The organism is Flavobacterium sp. TSSA_36 (assembly GCF_051547165.1).
Classification (GTDB): domain Bacteria; phylum Bacteroidota; class Bacteroidia; order Flavobacteriales; family Flavobacteriaceae; genus Flavobacterium.
Window position 1 is genome coordinate 118,888 of sequence record NZ_JBPTTP010000006.1, and the last position, 20,973, is coordinate 139,860.

Consider the following 20,973-nt stretch of genomic DNA (forward strand, 5'->3'; position numbering starts at 1 on the left):
CCTATCAGAAACTAATTAATACAATGTTTTTATATCTACTATACTTTTTTATCGCTCTAATCGTAATACAATTTGTATACTATATTGGCGTTTTTAGTAAATTTTCCTTCACAAAACCAGAAGTAATTACACCCAAAAACATTCCCGTTTCAGTAATCGTTTGTGCCAAAAACGAAGAAGAAAACGTCAAAGAATACATTCCGATTCTTGCACAACAAGACTATCCAACTTTTGAATTAGTATTAATAGATGACGCTTCTAGCGACGAAACATTAGAGGTTTTTGAAGCCTTTGAACAACAATACCCAAACATCCGATTAGTAAAAGTAAAAAACAACGAAGCCTTTTGGGGCAATAAAAAATACGCTTTGACCTTGGGGATTAAAGCGGCAAAATACGAGCATTTGTTATTCACCGATGCAGATTGCTTCCCACTTACCAAAGACTGGATTACCCATATGGTCGCTCATTTTGACCGTGACAAAAAGATAGTTTTAGGCTATGGAGGTTATACCAAAATCGCCAATTCTTTTTTAAACAAAATCATTCGCTACGAAACGGTACTAACGGCTATACAATATTTTTCTTGGGCAAAATCTGGTCGCCCTTATATGGGAGTTGGACGAAATTTAGCCTACAAAAGAGACGTTTTTTTTAATGTAAACGGATTTATTGACCACATTCAAGTGCGTTCTGGCGACGATGATTTATTTGTCAATCAAGCAGCCAATAAAGAAAACACAACCATTGCTTACACTCCAGAAAGCTTTACGTATTCTGAACCTAAAAAAACATTCAAAGAGTGGTTCAATCAAAAAAGAAGACACGTAGCCACGGCTGAACATTACAAATGGGGAGACCAATTCCAACTTGGTGTCTTTTATTGTTCTCAATTACTTTTCATTGTATCCGCAATTGTATTGCTAGCTTTTCAATTTGAATGGATTATCGTTGCAAGCTTAATCGCTTTCCGATATTTATTCACTTGGATTAGTTTTGGATTAGGAGCTAAAAAACTAAAAGAAAAAGACATCATCTATTGGTATCCTGTTCTTGAATTTTGGCTTATATTCACACAAATTAATATCTTTATTACCAATATTTTTTCAAAACCTGTCCATTGGAAATAAATAAAAAAATTGAAAAAGCTAAAAAAGGAGATCAAATCGCCTTTACTTTCTTACTAGATCACTACTGGAATGAAGTATACGGCTTTATGTTAAAACGTACAGAAAACGAGACAGACGCTGAGGATATTGCCATAGAAACATTCTCAAAAGCATTCGATAAAATTAGCACCTACAACAGCGAATTTCAATTCAATACTTGGTTAATTGCCATTGCAAAAAATGTTCACATCGACTTATTGCGCAAAAAAAGATCCAATCTTTTCGTAGAAATCACCGAAGAGCAAGACAGACAAGCTCAAAATATTGCTGACACTACTCCATCAGCAGAAGACGAATTGATTACAGAGCAAAATTTATCTCGTTTATTGCAGTTCATCAAGGAATTAAAACCACATTATCAAGAAGTCATTCACTTGCGTTATTTTCAAGAATTAAGCTACCAAGAAATCGCTACTAAAATTGACGAACCTATCAGTAATGTAAAAATCAAACTCTTAAGAGCTAAAAAATTACTAGCAGAAATTATCCAGCAAAAACGCTAGTTTTATCAAGAAGCCAAACTTCTTCATTTTAATTTTTACAACCAAAATACCGTATTACAAAACATTATACATTAAAAAAGTTAAATACTTGCAATTGTTTTTATAATTTAACACAATAAGAAAACACTTATTGACGTTGTTAAATATAAAAATACTGCTTATGATTCTATAGTTACTTAACCTCTAAAACTATACACCATGTCTAAATTAAGTATTTACGAAAGCCGCTGGATCGACCTTGTTTTTGAAGACAAAAACAAAAATTATGGAGCCTATCAATTACGACAAGAAAGCACCAAAAACACGGTATCTGCTTTTTTTCTTGGGATATTACTGATCACAACTATCGTCTGTATTGCTGTAGTTGCCAACAAAGTGAGCCCCAACACCCTTGCCATACCTGAGATTCCCGAATTTGTAGTACGTCCAATTGATTTAGATAAAATCATTCCAGTAACACCTGAAGAACCTGTTAAAAAAACTGCGCCTCCAACGGTAAAAAATCCTGTTGAAAACGTGGTAACCACTCAACAAATGACCAATCCACAAGTTGTAAATGCAGATGTAGCTACTCCAGACGTCCCTAAAAACAGTGAATTCTCGCAATCTAGCACTACAACCGCTGTTAGTGGCGACGCTACAACTGGAACAGTGACTACTGCAACGCAAGGCACAACTCCCGAAGTAGAATTACCCAATAATAGTATTGTAAACACCACTATACTTGACAAATCACCAGAATTTCCTGGTGGAATGAAAAAATTCTATAGCTACATAGGAAATAACTTTGCAAAACCAGATATCGAAGGAATAGAAACCATCCGTATATCAGTAGCTTTTGTAATTGAAAAAGATGGAAGCTTGACAGATATTCGCATCCTTAAAGATCCTGGATATGGATTAGGACAAGAAGCCATTAGAGTCTTGAAATCCCTAAAAACCAAATGGTCGCCCGGAATTTTAAACGGTAAACCGATGCGCACCGCTTACACACTACCCATAGTTATCAAAGCAGAATAACTTCAAAAAAGCAGCACAATTAGTCCTGCTTTTTTTTACTTGACTATACGTTACTTGTACCAATAATAAAAAGGAACGCGGATGACGCAGATTCAAACAGATCTTTTTTTATACAAATTATTGAAAATCAGCAAAAATCCGTGTCATCCGTGTTCCATTGTTGAAATGTGGTACACATAGCGGACAGTCATATTTTTTTATGCAAAATTCACTCAAAAACTGATATGTTAACTTCTTTTTTTTCAATACAACTTTGCCCTATCTTTGTGACTCTGAAAAAATGAAGATATGGAAACCTTAACAGATAACAACTTACCCGTTGGCAAACCAAAATGGTTAAAAGTAAAATTACCCATTGGACAAAAATACACTGAATTACGCGGATTAGTAGACAAATATAGCTTAAACACCATTTGTACCTCAGGGAGCTGCCCAAATATGGGAGAATGCTGGGGAGAAGGAACTGCAACGTTTATGATTTTAGGGAATATTTGTACTCGTTCCTGTGGTTTTTGTGGCGTAAAAACAGGTAGACCAGAAACCATTGACTGGGACGAACCTGAAAAAGTAGCACGATCAATAAAAATCATGAATATCAAACACGCTGTCATCACAAGTGTAGACAGAGATGATGTTAAAGATGGCGGATCAATTATTTGGAACGAAACGGTAAAAGCAATCCGAAGAATGAATCCAAACACCACACTAGAAACACTAATCCCAGATTTTCAAGGAATAGAAAGAAATATTGATCGCATTATTGAAGCCAATCCAGAAGTGGTTTCACACAATGTAGAAACCGTTCGAAGATTAACCCGTGAAGTCCGCATTCAAGCCAAATACGACCGAAGCCTAGAAGTGTTGCGCTATCTAAAAGAAAAAGGCATCAACAGAACAAAATCTGGAATCATGTTGGGTCTAGGCGAACAAGAAGAAGAAGTTTTTCAAACTTTAAGAGATTTACGCGAAGCTAAAGTAGACGTTGTAACTATTGGTCAATACTTGCAGCCCAGCAAAAAACACCTTCCGGTAAAAGAATTTATCACTCCAGAACAATTTGCTAAATACGAAGCTTATGGGCTTGAACTTGGTTTCAGACATGTTGAAAGCGGACCACTTGTTCGTTCTTCTTACAAGGCACAAAAACACATTTTATAATTAGGATTCCCCAAAAAAAACACCAAATAAACAATTGAAAACAAGAATTGCAATTAATGGTTTTGGACGCATTGGCCGAAATTTATTTCGCCTTTTAGTCAACCACCCTACAATTGAAGTTATCGCCATAAACGACATTGCTGATGTGGCAACAATGGCTCATTTGATAAAATACGACAGTATCCATGGAATCCTATCCGAAAAAGTAAGCCACGACGGCACCAATTTAATCGTGGCCGATAAACATTACTTGTTTTTTAACGAGAAAAACATAGCTAATCTGGATTGGAGAAAACACAACATCGACTATGTCATCGAATCTACGGGTAGATACAAAACTTTCGAAGAGATCAATGCACATATTTTAGCCGGTGCCAAAAAAGTGATTCTATCAGCTCCCGCTGAAGTAGAACAAATAAAAACGGTGGTTTTAGGCGTAAACGATCACATCCTTGACGGAACCGAAACTATTATATCCAACGCCAGCTGCACCACAAATAACGCAGCACCTATGATCCAGATTATAGATGAATTATGCGGTATTGAGCAAGCTTATATTACCACCATACACTCTTTCACTACTGATCAAAGTCTTCACGACCAACCTCACAAAGACTTGAGAAGAGCGCGTGGCGCAAGTCAATCGATCGTACCCACAACAACAGGTGCAGCCAAAGCACTCACAAAAATATTCCCTAAATTAGAAGGGAAAATTGGAGGCTGTGGCATTCGCGTCCCGGTTCCGGATGGTTCATTGACTGATATTACTTTTAATGTCAAAAGAGCCGTGACCATTGAAGAAATCAATCAAGCTTTTAAAAATGCTGCACAAAAAGAATTAAAAGGAATTTTAGACTATACAGAAGACCCCATCGTTTCAGTAGATATTCTGGGAAATTCCCATTCTTGCCTTTTTGACGGTCAGCTTACTTCTGTCATAGACAAAATGGTAAAAGTCGTAGGATGGTATGACAACGAAATAGGGTATTCCTCTAGAATCATTGATTTAATTTTACGTACTAAATAGAGGTTCAGAAAATGAAACAAAAAATAAAATACTTTTTGATGACCCTTTTAGCGAGCAGCACTCTGCTCTTCGCATCGAGTACACCAATCATCGATAGTATTTCTATTTACCATGATTTATCGCAATATAATTTCAAAATTCACAATTATGAAAAGGCATTATATTTTGCTAATAAATCATTTCAATTTGGACAAACCTCTAAAAATATTGAAGCTCAAATTAAACAAAGTTTCGACTTAGGTAAAATGTATTTTAATCTTAAAAGATTCCATGAAGCACAGTACTATTTTGAACACAGTATTCAACTAAACAACTTATCTCCCTCAGACTTCAACAAATTCAAAGCCTTATATTTCGCGGCTTTCTGTGCTCTTGAAAAAAAGGAATGGAACAAAGCTACCGCACTTTTTTCAAAAGCCGACAGCATAAAACTCACAAACAGCAGCGAAAACAGCAGAAGAAATCATTTGCTTTTAAGAAAAGCAAAAACCTATTTCAACAAAAATCAATTACAAACAGCCTCTAATAATTTCGAAAGCCTTCTACTAAAACTTGATCCCAATGTAGAAAAAAACATTCTCGAAGAAGTGTATTTATATTCTGGAATTATTGCCTTAAAGAATAAAAATTTCTCGGTTGCTCAGCGTTTCTTAGAAAAAGCCTTACCCCTAAATCAGACCACAAAAAATTTAAAAAACAAGGAAACGTTACTACTTAATTTAAGCAAATGTTACAAGGGTCTGAGAAATTTTGATCGAGCTTATTCCTACTTAGAGGAATATCATTTATTAAAAATGCATTTGGCACAAAAAATAAATGCGCAACAAAACATTGAAAATTTTAAAAAATTCAAACTAGACGAAGAATACAAAACAACCATTAAAAAAAATAAAGAAAAACAAAAGGAAGAAGAAACTAGCAGGTATTCTAAGCTTATTAATATTTTGGCCATAGCACTCATCACTATTTTATCACTCTTAAGTTTATCCCTTTACAAAAACAATATCATTAGAAACGAATCCAACAACCTGCTTAAAGAAAAAAATCAAGAGCTCATCATTGCTAAAAACAATGCCGAAAAAGCTTCAAAAGCCCGTGCGGAATTCCTTTCAACGGTCAGTCATGAATTAAGAACACCGCTAAATGCTATTAACGGAATCACCCATTTATTACTAGAAGAAAAACCTAAAAAATCTCAATTAAATTATTTAGCTTCCCTACAATTTTCAGGAAATTATTTGGCTACTTTCATCAATGAGATACTAGAAATCAACAAAATTGAATCTAATAAAATAGAATTAGAAAGTATCTCTTTTAATTTAAAAGAACTCTTAGAGAACATCCAAAGTTCCTTACACAAATTTGCGGTTACAAACAACAATAGCTTTGAGCTTCATTTTGATAGCGAAATTCCTGAGTATTTAATTGGTGACCCAACTAAATTGTCTCAAGTGTTTTTAAATTTAATCAACAATGCACTGAAGTTTACTCATGATGGAAAAGTAACAATAGTCGCAAAATTGATTTATATAAATGAGGAAGACACCAAAATAAAATTCAGAATCATCGACACCGGAATTGGAATTCCGAAAGACAAACTTAAATTAGTCTTTGAAAATTTCTCTCAAGGATCCGTAGAAATCAATAGAAAATATGGCGGAACAGGACTCGGCTTGACCATTGTAAAAAAATTAGTTAAAGTTTTAGGTGGAAAAATTAAGCTTGAAAGCGAAGAAGGAAAAGGATCTACTTTTTCCTTTACTTTACCTTTTAAATTAGCAGAAAGTTTAGAAGAAATTCCTGAAAAAGTCGCCAATTATGATGAAAATCAGTTCAAAAGCAAAAAAATATTATTGGTAGAAGATAACAAAATCAACCAAATGATTACCCAAAAAATGCTTGAAAACAAAGGAATTATTTGTCTTATTATTGACAACGGTGAAGGTGCTGTACAATTAATGAATGACACAGAACATGAATATGATTTGGTTTTAATGGACGTACATTTACCAGGTATAAATGGAACAATAGCGACCCAACAAATCAGAAATTTTGACACCAAAACCCCAATTATTGCCTTAACCGCTATTTCCCTGGATGAAAACAGAGAAATGCTACTTTCTTACGGCATGAACGATGTTATCACCAAGCCTTTTATTCCAGAAGAATTTTACACCACTATTTCTAAATATATTTAAACCGAGATTTATTCACATTAGAAATCTACTGTCACTAAATTCTTCTTCAAAAAGTCGAACATTGCGGGTTATTATAAAACTTAAAATCCCATTCAAATTTCAGACAAAAAAACTTAATAAGTCATTATTAACTCACGGATTAATTTTCTGACTTTGGGTTCTGCCCCTTTTGCAGCCTCCAATACTTCATCATGAGAAATACTATCAATACTATCTGCGTCTCCCATATCGGTAATTACTGAAATCCCAAAAGTCTCCACTTCCATATGGCGTGCTACAATCACCTCAGGAACGGTAGACATTCCTACACAATCAGCCCCTAAAATTTTCACCATTTTGTATTCCGCCAAAGTTTCAAAAGTGGGACCTTGTAAACCTAGATAGATGCCAACATGTATTTTAATGGCTAATTGTTTTGCTAAGTGGGAAGCATGCACAATCATTTTTCGGCTGTAGGGTTCACTCATATTCACGAAACGAGGACCAAAACGTTCATCATTCTTACCTCGCAATGGATGTTCAGGCAAAAAATTAATATGATCTTTTAATACTACTATCGAACCCACTTGGTACTCCGAATTCACCCCTCCAGAAGCATTAGAAACAATCAATTTGCTTATACCTAGATATTTCATTACTCGAATAGGAAACGTCACTTCTTTCATCGAATACCCTTCATAATAGTGAAAACGACCTTGCATCGCCACCACCTTTTTGTCTCCAATAGTTCCAAAAACCAGGGCACCTTTATGACCTTGTACAGTGGATACTGGAAAATTTGGAATTTCAGTATACGGCAAAGTGTACACAATTTCCATTTCGTCCGTAAAACTTCCTAATCCTGAACCTAAAATCACCCCATATTCGGGTGTAAAATTGATTTTATTTTGAATAAAACTAACGGTTTCTTGCACTTGTTCCCACATAATCTAAAATGGTTTGATCGAATTCTTTTTCATTATTGACAAAAGAACTTCGAATTGGTAAATAATACAATTGTTCGGAAAGCATGGAGTCTTTCAAACGAACGTAATCTTTTTCAGTAGTAATAATTTTTCTTCCCTTGGCTTGTTTTTGAATAGCAGTAATTTCGCTTTCACTAAAATGATGATGATCTGGAAATGTCAAACAAAGGTCATTTTCTTTTTTTAGGTACTCAAAAAAAGGTTCTGGTTTTGCAATTCCTGCCAAAAGCAATTTGGATTCATTGCCTAAATCGGCCAATTTCAACTTAGTCTCTTTTGAGTAAATCGAATCCTCATACTCAATAAAGGTAAAGTATAATTGTTGATTTTCGGATAAATTGAGCTGCTTTTCAATGCTTATTTGCTCTGCCTCAGAAAGGTTTTTAGGACATTTAGTCACCACTATAATCGCTGCTCTTTGGGCTCCTGTTCTACTTTCTCTTAAATTACCGGTAGGCAATAGAAAATCATGGGCATATAGATCCCCAAAAGCCGTTAAAAGAATATAAAAACCTGCTTTTACTTTACGATGTTGATACGCATCATCTAATAAAATAATTTCTGGAGACTTTTTTTGAGACAACAATTCTTCGATACCGTTTTTCCTATTAGCATCAACAGCTACTTGAATCGCAGGGAATTTTTGAAAAAACTGAAAGGGTTCATCTCCCAAAATCGCAGCATTGACCGAAGCATCAGCCAAAATAAACCCTTTGGATTGCCTTTTGTACCCTCTGCTCAAAGTCGCTACGCTATATTTATTTGAAAGCAACCGAATCAAATATTCAATTTGCGGAGTCTTACCTGTTCCGCCTACACTTAAGTTCCCCACTGTAATAATGGGCAATGAAAATGTATAGGATTTTAACAATCCAACATCAAAAAGATAATTCCTTATGAATGTAATGCTACCATAAATAATGGCCAAAGGAAACAACAAGGTTCGGAGTAACTTCATACTACGAAATTAGAACAAAATATTAAAACATGCCCAAGGAAGCATCATTTTATAGCAATAATAACACTAATTAGGGCTAGTTCTTCTTTCCATGTATTCTTTATGTTTTGTAAACAAAAAATCAAGTAAAGTCAACTCATTTTTATTCAGAAACACTTTTTTTGACTCAGGATCTTCCGCACAAAACTCCAAAAAATTAGCTGTTTCCTGTTTTTGAAGTTTGAATTTTTCTTGAAAAAAATCAGCGTCTAGATTATTTAGTGCATACGTTTTAAAATCCTCCTTAGCTTGTTTTTTTCTTTTTTGGTTCTCGGAATTTTTGAATAGACTAATAATTTTTCTTCCTATTTCAATAAAATCCATACCGTTAGTAATAGTCCCGTCATATACCGCAGGGTTTTTGAGAATAGCGGCTTGTTTTGCCATTCGCAATGCAGCGGCTTGCTCATAATTCAATTTCGGCACTTTAATCGTGTTGTTTTTAACCACAACTTCATCCAATTCAATGGCCGAACCTGTAAGTTTGACAACCAATCTATCGGTTTTAAAACTGGCGGGAGTGATCACCATTTTTTTAAAAACATAGTCCTTTGAATACAATACTACCACATCATTATTTTTAGCCCCAATTTCAAAAAAACCATGTTCATCCGTTTTCGTACTTTGTTCAGTATTCAAATTGATTACCTCGACTCCTTTCACGACTACAGTATCACTTACTACTTTGCCTCGTAAAAAAGTAGTGGTTTGTGCATTTCCGTTAAAAACAAATAAAAACCAAAAAACCAGCAAAAATCGCTTCATACGAAAATAATATTTAGACTACAAAAATATTAATTCCCTGGTTTATCCTTCAAAAAACATCATAAATTACTGTTAACAAATCTTCAAACATCCCAAAAAAAACAAAAACTAGGGGCAAACTCTCTTTCATCTTCAAAATAAAAAATCTAGAAAAACTGTATCTTTGTTAACAATTATGAGCACTCACAATGTTGAGAAAAATGCAAATTCTGACCTATATAAAATATTTTTTGAATGAAAATAAAACAAATCCTGACCATACTAGAAGAAATGGCACCGCTAGGCTATGCCGAAGATTTTGACAATGTAGGCTTACTGGTAGGCAATCAAGAGGCCGAAACTACTGGTGTTTTGGTTTGTCACGACGCCTTAGAAAACGTGATTACAGAAGCCATGGATAAAAACTGCAATTTGGTTGTTTGCTTTCACCCCATTCTTTTTTCGGGCATCAAAAAAATTACGGGCAAAAATTATGTTGAAAAGGCTATTCTAAAAGCGATTAAAAACGACATTGCAATTTATGCCGTTCACACTGCTTTAGACAATCATCCTGAAGGGGTGAATAAAATTTTCTGTGATGCCTTAGGTTTATTCAATACCAAAGTATTGGTTCCCAAACAAAATTATATTCGCAAATTAGTTACTTATACTATTCGCGAAAATGCTGATGCCGTTCGCAATGCTTTGTTTCAAGCAGGAGCAGGAAGTATAGGAAACTATGACAAATGTAGCTTTAATTCCGAAGGCACATTTACTTATCAAGGGAACGAAAACAGTAATCCGGTGATTGGAGAACGTGGTATTTTGTCAACGGGAACGGAGACTCGCATTGAAGTAGTTTTTGAAAAACACTTACAATCCAAAATCCTTAAAGCGCTTTTTGATACTCATATCTACGAGGAAGTGGCCTATGAAATTTTTGATTTGCAAAATAATTATCAAAAAATTGGGCTTGGAATGATTGGCGAATTAAAAACTCCAATGGAAGAATTGGCATTTTTGCATTTTGTAAAAGAAAAAATGCAAGCAGGAGGCATTCGCTATTCCTCATTATTAGGAAAGCCAATAAAAAAAGTAGCGGTTTTGGGAGGCGCTGGAAGTTATGCCATTTCACATGCCATCCAAGCAGGAGCCGATGCGTATTTGACCGCAGATTTGAAATACCATCAGTTTTATGAAGCAGAAAACCAACTCCTTTTGGCTGATATCGGACATTTTGAAAGTGAACGCTATACAAAAAATTATATTGTTGAGTATCTTCGAAAAAAAATCCTTAATTTTGCACCCGTCTCGCTACCAAGCGGAATCGTTTTATCAGAAGAAAATACAAATCCAGTTAAGTACTTATAGAATATGGCTACTACGAAAGAATTAAGTGTTGAAGAAAAGTTAAGAGCAATCTACGATTTACAACTTATCGACTCAAGAATTGACGAAATCAGAAACGTTAGAGGAGAACTTCCTTTAGAAGTGGAGGATTTAGAAGACGAAGTTGCAGGTTTAAGCACCCGTACTGAAAAATTAAAAGCGGATCTTGAGGTGATCGAAGACTTGATTAAAGCAAAGAAAAATGCTATTGATGAACACAAAGAAGCCATCAAAAAATACACCAAACAACAAGAAACAGTTCGTAATAATAGAGAATTCAACTCTTTGACTAAAGAAGTAGAATTTCAAGAATTAGAAATTCAATTGGCTGAAAAGCAAATTAAAGAAATGAAAGCTTCTATCGAACACAAAAAAGAAGTAATTACGAATTCAAGAGAAAAATTAGAAGCTAAATCATCTCACTTAAAGCATAAAAAATCAGAGTTAGAAGCAATCATGGCTGAAACTCAAAAGGAAGAAATGTTTTTGACTCAAAAATCAGAAGAGTTTCAAGCTACTATTGAAGAGCGTTTATTAGCCGCTTACACCAGAATTAGAACAAGCGTTCGTAATGGTTTAGCGGTAGTTTCTATTGAAAGAGGTGCTTCTGCAGGTTCATTCTTTACCATTCCGCCACAAACTCAAGTGGAAATCGCTGCAAGAAAAAAAATCATTATTGATGAACATTCCGGAAGAATCTTAGTCGACAGTGTATTAGCCGAAGAAGAAAGAGAAAAAATGGAGCAATTGTTTGCTACTATATAATTCATGTAAAGCCTCCGCAATGGAGGCTTTTCTTTTAAAATGAAAACCCTTTACATTAAAGCTATTGGCTTTGCCATTAATATTTTAAGCATTGCTTTTCCCAAGAAAGCTACACAATGTGCCTATGCCCTTTTTAGTGAGCCTAGAAAAGGGAAACTTTCTCCTGAGCAACTTCCGAAGATTCTTCAGGAAGCCAAAACAGAAAAAATACAGCACGGAGATTCGTGTTTTCAAACGTATACCTGGAAAGGTAACGATACCGTAATTTTATTAGTACACGGTTGGGAAAGCAACGCTTCTCGATGGGAAAACTTACTACCCTTTCTTCAAAAATCCGGCAGTACCATTGTGGCCATAGATGCTCCCGCGCATGGTTTATCCAGTGGAACTGAATTTAGCATTCCTCTATATTCAGCTTTTATCCATCAAACTGTCCAAAAATTTAAGCCTAACTACTTAATTGGTCATTCAATAGGCGGTCAAACTTGTTTGTACTATCAATCCTTACATCGCAATAAAGACATTGAAAAAATGGTGATTCTAGGAGCTCCAAGTGATTTCAATATTATTCTTTCTAATTTCATCTCCTTACTCCAACTCAATTCCACCATTGCAAAAAATATTGAGAACCATTATTTGACACATTTCAAATTGAATATTCATGAATTTTCCAGTCAATTGTTTGCACAAAAAATTAGTACCAAAGGATTCATTGCCCACGATATAGAAGATACAGTGGTGAAAATTACAGAAGCCAAAAAAATTGCTAATTCCTGGAAAAATGCAGACTTATTAGAAACTAAAGGATTAGGGCACAGTATGCATGATGGTCATTTGTATACTAAAGTAACCCAATTTTTGTTTGAATAAACCAAAAAAATGGCGATTCACTGTAGCCATCGAGTAATATTTCAACATAAAGTATCACAATAAGTGCTCTAAACTGCTATTCCTTTTTGTATTTTTGCACTATGGAAGAAAATCTAAAACGACTGAATAAGTTTATTGGAGAAACGGGATATTGTTCTCGTCGAGAAGCCGATAAATTAATAGAAGATGGCCGAGTAACCCTTAATGGTGTGGTTCCTGAAATGGGAACTAAAGTTTCACCACTAGATGAAGTGCGCATAGACGGGAAATTGATTACCGAAAAGCATGATAAATTGGTCTATTTAGCTTTCAACAAACCCGTTGGCATTGAATGTACCACCAACTTGGAGGTTCGAAATAATATTGTGGATTACATCAACTATCCTAAACGCATTTTCCCAATTGGTCGATTGGACAAAGCCAGTGAAGGCCTGATTTTTATGACTAATGACGGAGACATCGTGAACAAAATTCTCCGTGCGAGAAACAACCACGAAAAAGAATATACGGTTACCGTAAACAAACCCATTACTGATCGTTTTATCGAACGAATGGGCAATGGTGTTCCAATATTAGATACAGTAACTAGAAAGTGTAAAGTAGAGCAAATTAGTAAATACATTTTCAAAATTATTTTGACCCAAGGATTGAACCGTCAAATTCGTAGAATGTGTGAGTATTTAGGGTATGAAGTTACTGCTTTGAAACGTATCCGAATCATTAACATCTCTTTGGATATTCCTGTAGGACGCTACAGAGATTTAACCGATACTGAAATCAAAGAGCTCAACGCACTAATCGAACCTTCTAGTAAAACAGAAGAAGCCAGTTTACCCAAAACAGAAGCTCCCAAACGAAGAGCCGAGTTCCTCAAAAAAGACGATCCTAGATTTAAGAAAAGGGGAGAATATTAAGAAGTCCTTCCATAAAAAAAGATGTAATAGCGCTAAAGAGCCCGTTCTAAAAAGCGGGCTTTATTTATGGGTAAAAATTATAACATCTCCTTTTTGAAAACAATCAAAACCAGCGTTTCTTTTTAAATAAAAACACCCCAAAAGTAGAGAGCAATACCGATACAAAAATCAAAATAAGCATTCCATAATTGTTTTCTTCCAAATTATTCGGCACATTCATTCCATACAAACTTGCTATAACCGTTGGAATCATCAAAATAATAGAAATAGAGGTCATTTGCTTCATGATCGTATTCATATTATTGGATATTACCGAGGCATAAGCATCCATAGTCCCAGTCAAAATATCACTATAAATGTTCGTCATTTCCTGTGCTTGACGCAATTCTATTTCTACATCTTCTAACAAATCGGGATCGAAAGACTCTCTTTGTACTTTTAGATTTTTTAATTTGTGCAACAATATATCGTTCCCTTTCAGAGAGGTTACAAAAAAGACCAAACATTTTTCTATTTGAAGTAAGGCTTGTAATTCTTCGTTTTTGATGGACTTTTCTAGGTTTTCTTCTGCTAATTTAATTTTTTGATTGACTTGTTTTAAATACTTCAAATACCAAACACTTGAAGACAGTAACAACTTCAAAACCAAATCAAAATAATCTTTAATATCGCTGTTTTTCCGTCTGGTATAAAGCACAAAATCACTTAACATTTCTGTTTTATGAAAACTGATTGTTACACATAAATCTTCTTTAAAAACTAAACCAACCGGAATAGTATTAAAAGGCAATTTTACATCATTGGTGTTTATGGGAATTCTGAGAATGATCAAAGTCCACCCATTCTCCACTTCTATACGGGGTCTTTCATCAATATCTTCGATGTCATTATAGAATTCTTCAGGAACTTTGAGTTCTTCTAAGAGATATTTTTTTTCTTCTTCTGTTGGACATTCAACATTAATCCAACAATTAGGAGTCCACACACTAGACTCTATCAATCCGTTATTATTTTTGTAAAACGCTTTCATTTCAAAATTCTATAGGTTAAGTTACAGCCTCTTGAAATGAGTTTCAAGAGCTTTAAATTTTAAATACTTCCGAATAATAATCGTCCATTTGGGCTAATACTTTTAAGTTTTGCAAAAGTATTCTTTAATTTTTAAAAAAAAGAGCTATTGCATCATTAATAAATTCATTAAACAAAAAAACCCCAAACTTTCATTTGAGGTTTAAGAGTGGTATACCATATTTTGTTATTTCATTCTCATTTTTCTAGCTAATAAAGTATTTTGTAACAGCATCGCTATGGTCATTGGTCCAACACCACCAGGTACTGGAGTGATGAATGAAGATTTTTTGCTTACCCCATCAAAATCAACATCACCGGTGATTACATATCCTTTTGGGTGGGAGGCGTCTTCCACTCTAGTGATTCCTACGTCAATTACAACCACGCCGTCTTTTACCATATCGGCTTTCAAATAATTAGGAACACCCAATGCTGTGATGATGATATCCGCGTTTTTAGTAAATTCTTCAATGTTTTTGGTTCTACTATGAGTTAAGGTAACGGTTGAATCACCAGGATTCCCTTTACGACTCATCAAAATACTCATTGGTCGGCCCACAATATGACTTCTTCCAATAACAACTGTATGCTTCCCAACTGTATCCACTTTATAGCGTTCTAGCAATTGCATGATTCCAAATGGAGTTGCTGGGATAAAGGTATCCATATCTAAAGCCATTTTTCCGAAATTTGCTGGATGGAAACCATCAACATCTTTATCTGGGTCAATTGCCATTAATATTTTTTGTTCATCAATATGTTTTGGCAATGGCAATTGTACGATGTAGCCGTCTAAATCATCATCTTCATTCAATTCTTTTATTTTCAGCAACAGCTCTTCTTCTGTAATATTTTCTGACAAACTCACCAAAGTAGATTCAAAACCAATTTGCTGACAAGAGCGTACTTTGCTGCCTACATAAGTTAAACTTGCACCATCTGTACCTACAATTACTGCTGCCAAATGAGGTACTTTCTCCCCATTATCTTTCATTTGTTGTACTTCGATGGCGATCTCTTTCTTGATATCTTCCGATGTTTTTTTACCGTCTAATAATTGCATTATTTGTATTTGATTTAGTTGTGTTATGTTTTAAATAGTTATAAAAGACAAAGGTTTAAACCTCATGTGATATGACTTTTAAACCTTTGTTTTTTTATCTTGGCATACCTCCTGGCATTCCTTTCATTCCGCCCATCATTTTCATTAAATTCTTTCCGCCTGGACCTTGCATCATTTTCATCATTTTGCTCATTTGGTCAAATTGCTTCATCAATTGATTGACTTGTTCTACTTTGGTTCCAGAACCTTTTGCGATTCTAACTTTGCGTTTGGCGTCGATTAGTGCGGGTTTACTTCTTTCTCCAGGTGTCATAGAATGGATAATGGCTTCAATATGTTTGAACGCATCGTCTTCAATTTCGATATCTTTCATGGCTTTAGAAGCACCTGGTATCATTCCAACCAAATCCTTCATGTTACCCATTTTCTTTACTTGTTGAATTTGAGTCAAGAAATCGTCGAAACCAAATTCATTTTTAGCAATTTTCTTTTGTAATTTTCTAGCTTCTTCTTCGTTGAATTGCTCTTGTGCACGCTCTACCAAAGAAACTACGTCTCCCATTCCCAAGATACGTTCAGCCATACGAACAGGGTAGAATACATCAATGGCATCCATTTTTTCTCCTGTTCCTACAAACTTAATCGGTTTGTTTACAACAGTCTTGATAGATAAGGCAGCTCCACCACGAGTATCACCATCTAATTTTGTCAAGATTACGCCATCAAAATTCAAACGATCGTTGAAAGCTTTAGCGGTATTTACTGCGTCTTGACCTGTCATAGAATCGACTACAAACAGGGTTTCTTGTGGTTGAATGGCTTTGTGAACGCGTTCGATTTCGTTCATCATTTCTTCATCCACAGCCAAACGACCTGCGGTATCGACAATCACAACATTGAATCCGTTGGCTTTGGCGTGTTTGATAGCATTTTGAGCAATTTCAACAGGATTTTTGTTTTCTGGTTCAGAATATACCTCAACGGCTATAGAGTCTCCAACCACATATAATTGTTGAATCGCTGCTGGACGATAAATATCACAAGCAACTAACAGTACTTTTTTATTTTTTTTGGTTTGAAGATAGTTGGCTAATTTACCTGAGAAGGTAGTTTTACCAGAACCTTGTAAACCTGACATCAAAATTACGGATGGATTACCAGACAAATTAATTCCAGCAACATCACCTCCCATTAATTCTGTCAATTCATCTTTTACTAGTTTTACCAATAGTTGTCCTGGTTGCAGTGTTGTCAATACGTCTTGACCGATTGCTTTTTCTTTAACTTTGGCTGTAAAATCTTTGGCTATTTTAAAATTAACATCGGCATCTAACAACGCACGACGCACTTCTTTTAGCGTATCGGCTACATTGACTTCGGTGATTTTTCCATGACCTTTTAGAATATGGAACGCTTTATCTAACTTATCGCTTAAATTATCGAACATGGTAGTATCTCTCTTAAATTAAGGCGCAAATATAAGGTAAAGTTGCAAAGTCTCAAAGATACAAACTTGTAAAATTTAGATTTTATTCAATAAAAAAACCAGCCAAAATGACTGGTTTATACCGTAGAATGCTTTTTTTAGTTAGTCTTTGTCATCTAAATGCGTTTCATTTTCGAGTAAATCTTTTATTTCATGTCCAATAGCAGAATGACTGTCTTCAATACTTGTACTAATTTCAATTACTCCATCCCCATCAGTATCCAATAACAAACCTTGATTAGCTAATGTCACTAGTTTAGCCATCAAAGCATCCAGTTGTATTTTTATATTAAGCGCAACACCGCTTCCATCAACAGAAAAATCTTTTGTCGGGTCGATAAAATCCATTTCAAGTTCTGCATCTTGATCGCTCCATATCAAGAGTGGTTTGCCATTCACTGTTCCTTTGATTACAAATGTTTTACCATACATATCTCCTGCAACAAGGCTTTTGGTAAACATGAATTTTATTTCTTCATACTTAGCATTTGGAACATCTACAGAAGTAATAAATTGGCTCAAAGGTTTGTTTGGATCTAGTAAATCCAGTAAAAAAGGACCTACAAACTTTACATCTTCATGCAAAGGGTCTTTGTCATGCATTGCATCTTCTGCATCTGTCTCTAACTTAATATTTCCAATATTTACCTGAAAATCTGTGATAACCACTGTTGATGCAGCCGTACGCCCAGTTAAAGAAGTCTTTCCTGTTGTAGAAAGTGCCGTAGCTTTTAAACTAACATTCCCACTTGTTGTATTTGACGAATCGTTTGAGCAAGAAATTGCGACAAGAGCAGCGATTGCTAGAATTAAATGTTTTTTCATTGTATAGTATTTTTAATAGTTAGTAATTCATTGTTAATTATTCTTTTCGAAATACAGATAATCGTTATCTGTATTGCCATCATTTTTTCTAAAACGCAATTGGGAATTATTGAATTCAAACACTTTCCAATCTTCATCTAATTTTTCCAAGACATCTGATTCAAATTTCATTTCAAATTCACGAACTCCATTGTCAATCTTTGTTTTCCAAGTCCCATTATAGGAAACTCCAGATTTCACAGCGGTAACAGTATAATTTGTATTAAAAGTAAACGTATAACCAGCATAATTCGAAGTTTTTTCGGTTTCATGATAGAAATAGGAAATTTTCCAAGAATTACTGGTGATTACTTGTGTAAAATCAAGTGATGCATTACTGTTTTCAGGGCAATTGTCAATGGCATACTTAATAGCATTTTCAAACTGAGAATTATTTGAAATTGTAGTAACTGAATTGTTAGCTCCTACTATCGAAATAGGATACCTCAAGGCTATAAATTGCCCACCATTCAAATTCTTTATAAAATCAAAAAATAATCTATCACTTGTTATTTGAACAGAACTTGCAATTTGATTTAAACTATTATAAATATTAATTGTAATTGGATAATTAATAGTTAGACAATTTATCTTAGACAAAAGATCAGGTTCTGCATTCCAAGTAGCCAGTAGAGCATCAAAATCAGATTGGTTACCAATAACTTTTTCTACATAATTATAATAAATCAATGTTACAGGAAAACCAATTTTGACGATATCATTATCATTTGATTGAGCATTAATGTTATCTCGTACTTTTTGATAATCTGAAGTAGAATTTATTGCAATAACCACGTCATTTACAGTTACATTGTATGAGAATTTAACAGTACAATAACTAGATTGATCAATAATATTGTCTTCTACTGTTTTTACCATTGCAACTCTTTGCAGATAGGTAGTAAGCGGAGAAGACTTTGTAATTGTTTCTTGTGTACTGTATTGCTGTTCATCTATTTCACTTTGGCAAGAGAAAAAAAGGAACAAACTCATAATAGTCAAAAAATGCAAATAATTTTTGAAACTTAGCATAATATCTTTTTAATCAAATGTAAAAATTTAAACTTATTTATTTTAGTGCCCTCTTGACATACTTTACTTACTTCTTGTACTAAATACATTTTTTAATAACATAAAAGTGAACTGGCTTCTATCATATAAGCCTAAATTTCACGTTAAAGAATTGGTGGTGTTTTAGTATTTAGCTAATTTTAAACAGCCAATCTATGATAAAACAATTTAGTTTACTTTTACCCTACCAAAATTTACAACAATCGTATTAAAAAAGTAAAAATCGAAAGACACAAATGCTAAAAGATTACAATTCAAATACTTGTGATGAAATTATTTTTTCGTCTTTTTTTAAAAATCATGCAAAATCACTTCGAAATTTTCTATACTACAAGTTTGGAAATATGGAACAAGCTGAGGATTTGACTCAAGAAGCATTCATTAAACTTTGGCAAAATTGTGCCTCTGTACCTATTGAAAAAGCAAAATCATATCTATATACTATTGCCAATAATAGTTCACTTAATGAAATTAAACACAAAAAAGTAGTCTTAGAATATGAAAAGCAAAATACAGGACTTGATAAAACAAACGAAAATCCCGAATATATTCTAGAAGAAAAACAATTTAAAAACAAACTATTAAAAGCCATTGAAGATTTAAATGAAACACAGCGTGTTGCTTTTTTAATGCATCGTATTGATGGTAAAAAATACAGCGAAATTGCTCTAGAATTAAATATAAGTGTTAAAGCTGTTGAAAAAAGAATTCATTTAGCTTTAGTAACCTTAAAAAAAACAATTGATTTAAAGTAGGGTCAATCAAACTTTACTTGTTTTATAATTATAATCACAAATTTCATGAAAAAAAACTACCTTTTATCTAAATGGTTGAATAACGACCTGACAGAGTCTGAATTAATTGATTTTAAAGCTGATCCGAATTTTGAAAAATATGAAAAAATTAAAAAATATTCGGCTGATTTAAAAGTAACTGATTTTGATGAAGACGCTATCTTAAAGGAAATTCTTAGCCAGAAAAAAACACAACCAAAAGTTATTCCATTATACAAAAATTGGATGTTTAGAGTAGCTTCAATACTATTGATTGCACTAAGCATTACATTCGCTTTTCAAAATTTTGCAACGGAATCACAAAAAGCACTTAACGCAAAAAGAACAACTTTCTCCTTACCGGACAACTCCGAAGTAGTCTTAAATGCTGGTTCCGAAATTGAGTATAAAAAATGGAATTGGAGTCATAATAGAAAACTGGATTTACAAGGAGAAGCCTACTTTAAAGTGGCAAAAGGGAAAAAATTTGAAGTGGTGACCAATTTGGGAAAAGTAACTGTTCTTGGTACACAATTTAATGTAAAAGCCAGAAAAAATCGTTTTGACATCACCTGCTACGAAGGAAGGGTACAAATAAACTACAAGAATTTTGAAACCATAATAACCCCTGGAAAAAGTGTGACTTTTGAAAATGGTAAGCAAATCAATACTACTTTAAAGGCGTCAAAACCAGAATGGCTTGAAAATCAAGTTTCCTTTAATCGTGAAAATTTACGCAATATATTAGATGAAATTCAACGGCAATATAATGTAACCATTATTCTAAAAAACAAGTTCTCTAACGAATTATTTACCGGTAAATTGCCAACCGACAACCTTACTGTAGCCATTAAAATCATTACTACAACATATGATTTGAAATCAAATAAAATTACAGCAAACAAGATAATACTTGAATGAAAATA

20 protein-coding genes are annotated in these 20,973 nt (G+C 34.1%); 12 read left to right on the forward strand and 8 right to left on the reverse strand.

The window, feature by feature from the left end; genetic code table 11:
• The first annotated feature begins 23 nt into the window (after nucleotides 1-23).
• The 6 genes from ACSVH7_RS12300 (at nucleotide 24) to ACSVH7_RS12325 (ending at nucleotide 7,075) form a co-directional block, all read left to right on the forward strand.
• Nucleotides 24-1,130 (forward strand): glycosyltransferase, encoded by a 1,107-nt coding sequence (locus ACSVH7_RS12300; RefSeq protein ID WP_438066993.1) that lies wholly within the window; start codon nucleotides 24-26, stop codon nucleotides 1,128-1,130.
• Complete coding sequence (locus ACSVH7_RS12305) at nucleotides 1,121-1,672, forward strand: RNA polymerase sigma factor (RefSeq protein WP_438066994.1); 552 nt, start codon at nucleotides 1,121-1,123, stop codon at nucleotides 1,670-1,672. Before ACSVH7_RS12300 ends, ACSVH7_RS12305 begins: the two co-directional genes overlap by 10 nt.
• Nucleotides 1,673-1,870: 198 nt before the next feature.
• Nucleotides 1,871-2,692, forward strand: a complete 822-nt coding sequence (locus ACSVH7_RS12310) for an energy transducer TonB (protein WP_438066995.1) — start codon at nucleotides 1,871-1,873, stop codon at nucleotides 2,690-2,692.
• 288 nt (nucleotides 2,693-2,980) lie between these two features.
• A complete protein-coding gene (gene lipA / locus ACSVH7_RS12315; RefSeq protein ID WP_438066996.1) occupies nucleotides 2,981-3,850 on the forward strand; it encodes a lipoyl synthase in 870 nt (289 codons plus the stop codon).
• Between the two features lie 34 nt (nucleotides 3,851-3,884).
• The gene (gene gap / locus ACSVH7_RS12320) at nucleotides 3,885-4,877 is read left to right on the forward strand and encodes a type I glyceraldehyde-3-phosphate dehydrogenase (protein WP_438066997.1); all 993 of its coding nucleotides are present in this window, start codon (nucleotides 3,885-3,887) and stop codon (nucleotides 4,875-4,877) included.
• A gap of 11 nt (nucleotides 4,878-4,888) precedes the next feature.
• On the forward strand, nucleotides 4,889-7,075 hold the full coding sequence (locus ACSVH7_RS12325; protein WP_438066998.1) for an ATP-binding protein: 2,187 nt from the start codon (nucleotides 4,889-4,891) through the stop codon (nucleotides 7,073-7,075).
• A gap of 113 nt (nucleotides 7,076-7,188) precedes the next feature.
• Here ACSVH7_RS12325 and ACSVH7_RS12330 read toward each other — a convergent pair whose 3' ends face one another.
• The 3 genes from ACSVH7_RS12330 to ACSVH7_RS12340 form a co-directional block, all read right to left on the reverse strand.
• A complete protein-coding gene (locus ACSVH7_RS12330; protein ID WP_438066999.1) occupies nucleotides 7,189-8,001 on the reverse strand; it encodes a purine-nucleoside phosphorylase in 813 nt (270 codons plus the stop codon).
• A complete protein-coding gene (gene lpxK, locus ACSVH7_RS12335; protein ID WP_438067000.1) occupies nucleotides 7,973-8,998 on the reverse strand; it encodes a tetraacyldisaccharide 4'-kinase in 1,026 nt (341 codons plus the stop codon). Before lpxK ends, ACSVH7_RS12330 begins: the two co-directional genes overlap by 29 nt.
• 66 nt (nucleotides 8,999-9,064) lie before the next feature.
• Nucleotides 9,065-9,802: a hypothetical protein gene (locus ACSVH7_RS12340; protein ID WP_438067001.1), complete on the reverse strand. Its 738-nt coding sequence runs from the start codon at nucleotides 9,800-9,802 to the stop codon at nucleotides 9,065-9,067.
• Nucleotides 9,803-10,036: 234 nt separating this feature from the next.
• Between ACSVH7_RS12340 and ACSVH7_RS12345 the strand changes: the two genes are divergently transcribed.
• The 4 genes from ACSVH7_RS12345 to rluF all read left to right on the forward strand — a co-directional run bounded on the left by ACSVH7_RS12345 (nucleotide 10,037) and on the right by rluF (nucleotide 13,719).
• Complete coding sequence (locus ACSVH7_RS12345) at nucleotides 10,037-11,152, forward strand: Nif3-like dinuclear metal center hexameric protein (RefSeq protein WP_438067002.1); 1,116 nt, start codon at nucleotides 10,037-10,039, stop codon at nucleotides 11,150-11,152.
• A gap of 3 nt (nucleotides 11,153-11,155) precedes the next feature.
• On the forward strand, nucleotides 11,156-11,935 hold the full coding sequence (locus ACSVH7_RS12350; protein ID WP_438067003.1) for a zinc ribbon domain-containing protein: 780 nt from the start codon (nucleotides 11,156-11,158) through the stop codon (nucleotides 11,933-11,935).
• A 39-nt stretch (nucleotides 11,936-11,974) separates the two neighbouring features.
• Entirely contained in the window at nucleotides 11,975-12,805 is an 831-nt protein-coding gene (locus tag ACSVH7_RS12355) for an alpha/beta fold hydrolase (RefSeq protein WP_438067004.1), read from the forward strand.
• Between the two features lie 101 nt (nucleotides 12,806-12,906).
• Nucleotides 12,907-13,719, forward strand: a complete 813-nt coding sequence (gene rluF, locus ACSVH7_RS12360) for a 23S rRNA pseudouridine(2604) synthase RluF (RefSeq protein ID WP_438067005.1) — start codon at nucleotides 12,907-12,909, stop codon at nucleotides 13,717-13,719.
• A 103-nt stretch (nucleotides 13,720-13,822) separates the two neighbouring features.
• On the opposite strand, the gene ACSVH7_RS12365 is transcribed toward rluF, so the two are convergent.
• From ACSVH7_RS12365 to ACSVH7_RS12385, 5 genes are all read right to left on the reverse strand, one after another.
• On the reverse strand, nucleotides 13,823-14,749 hold the full coding sequence (locus ACSVH7_RS12365) for a magnesium transporter CorA family protein (RefSeq protein ID WP_438067006.1): 927 nt from the start codon (nucleotides 14,747-14,749) through the stop codon (nucleotides 13,823-13,825).
• Between the two features lie 225 nt (nucleotides 14,750-14,974).
• Nucleotides 14,975-15,853, reverse strand: a complete 879-nt coding sequence (locus ACSVH7_RS12370) for a bifunctional 5,10-methylenetetrahydrofolate dehydrogenase/5,10-methenyltetrahydrofolate cyclohydrolase (RefSeq protein ID WP_438067007.1) — start codon at nucleotides 15,851-15,853, stop codon at nucleotides 14,975-14,977.
• A 94-nt stretch (nucleotides 15,854-15,947) separates the two neighbouring features.
• Nucleotides 15,948-17,300 (reverse strand): signal recognition particle protein, encoded by a 1,353-nt coding sequence (gene ffh / locus ACSVH7_RS12375; protein ID WP_438067008.1) that lies wholly within the window; start codon nucleotides 17,298-17,300, stop codon nucleotides 15,948-15,950.
• Nucleotides 17,301-17,441: 141 nt separating this feature from the next.
• Nucleotides 17,442-18,164 (reverse strand): hypothetical protein, encoded by a 723-nt coding sequence (locus ACSVH7_RS12380; protein WP_438067009.1) that lies wholly within the window; start codon nucleotides 18,162-18,164, stop codon nucleotides 17,442-17,444.
• Nucleotides 18,165-18,197: 33 nt separating this feature from the next.
• Nucleotides 18,198-19,235, reverse strand: a complete 1,038-nt coding sequence (locus tag ACSVH7_RS12385) for a hypothetical protein (RefSeq protein WP_438067010.1) — start codon at nucleotides 19,233-19,235, stop codon at nucleotides 18,198-18,200.
• A 275-nt stretch (nucleotides 19,236-19,510) separates the two neighbouring features.
• On the opposite strand from ACSVH7_RS12385, the gene ACSVH7_RS12390 reads away from it, so the two are divergent.
• Nucleotides 19,511-20,029, forward strand: a complete 519-nt coding sequence (locus ACSVH7_RS12390) for an RNA polymerase sigma factor (protein ID WP_438067011.1) — start codon at nucleotides 19,511-19,513, stop codon at nucleotides 20,027-20,029.
• A 45-nt stretch (nucleotides 20,030-20,074) separates the two neighbouring features.
• A complete protein-coding gene (locus ACSVH7_RS12395; protein WP_438067012.1) occupies nucleotides 20,075-20,968 on the forward strand; it encodes a FecR family protein in 894 nt (297 codons plus the stop codon).
• Nucleotides 20,969-20,973: the final 5 nt, after the last annotated feature.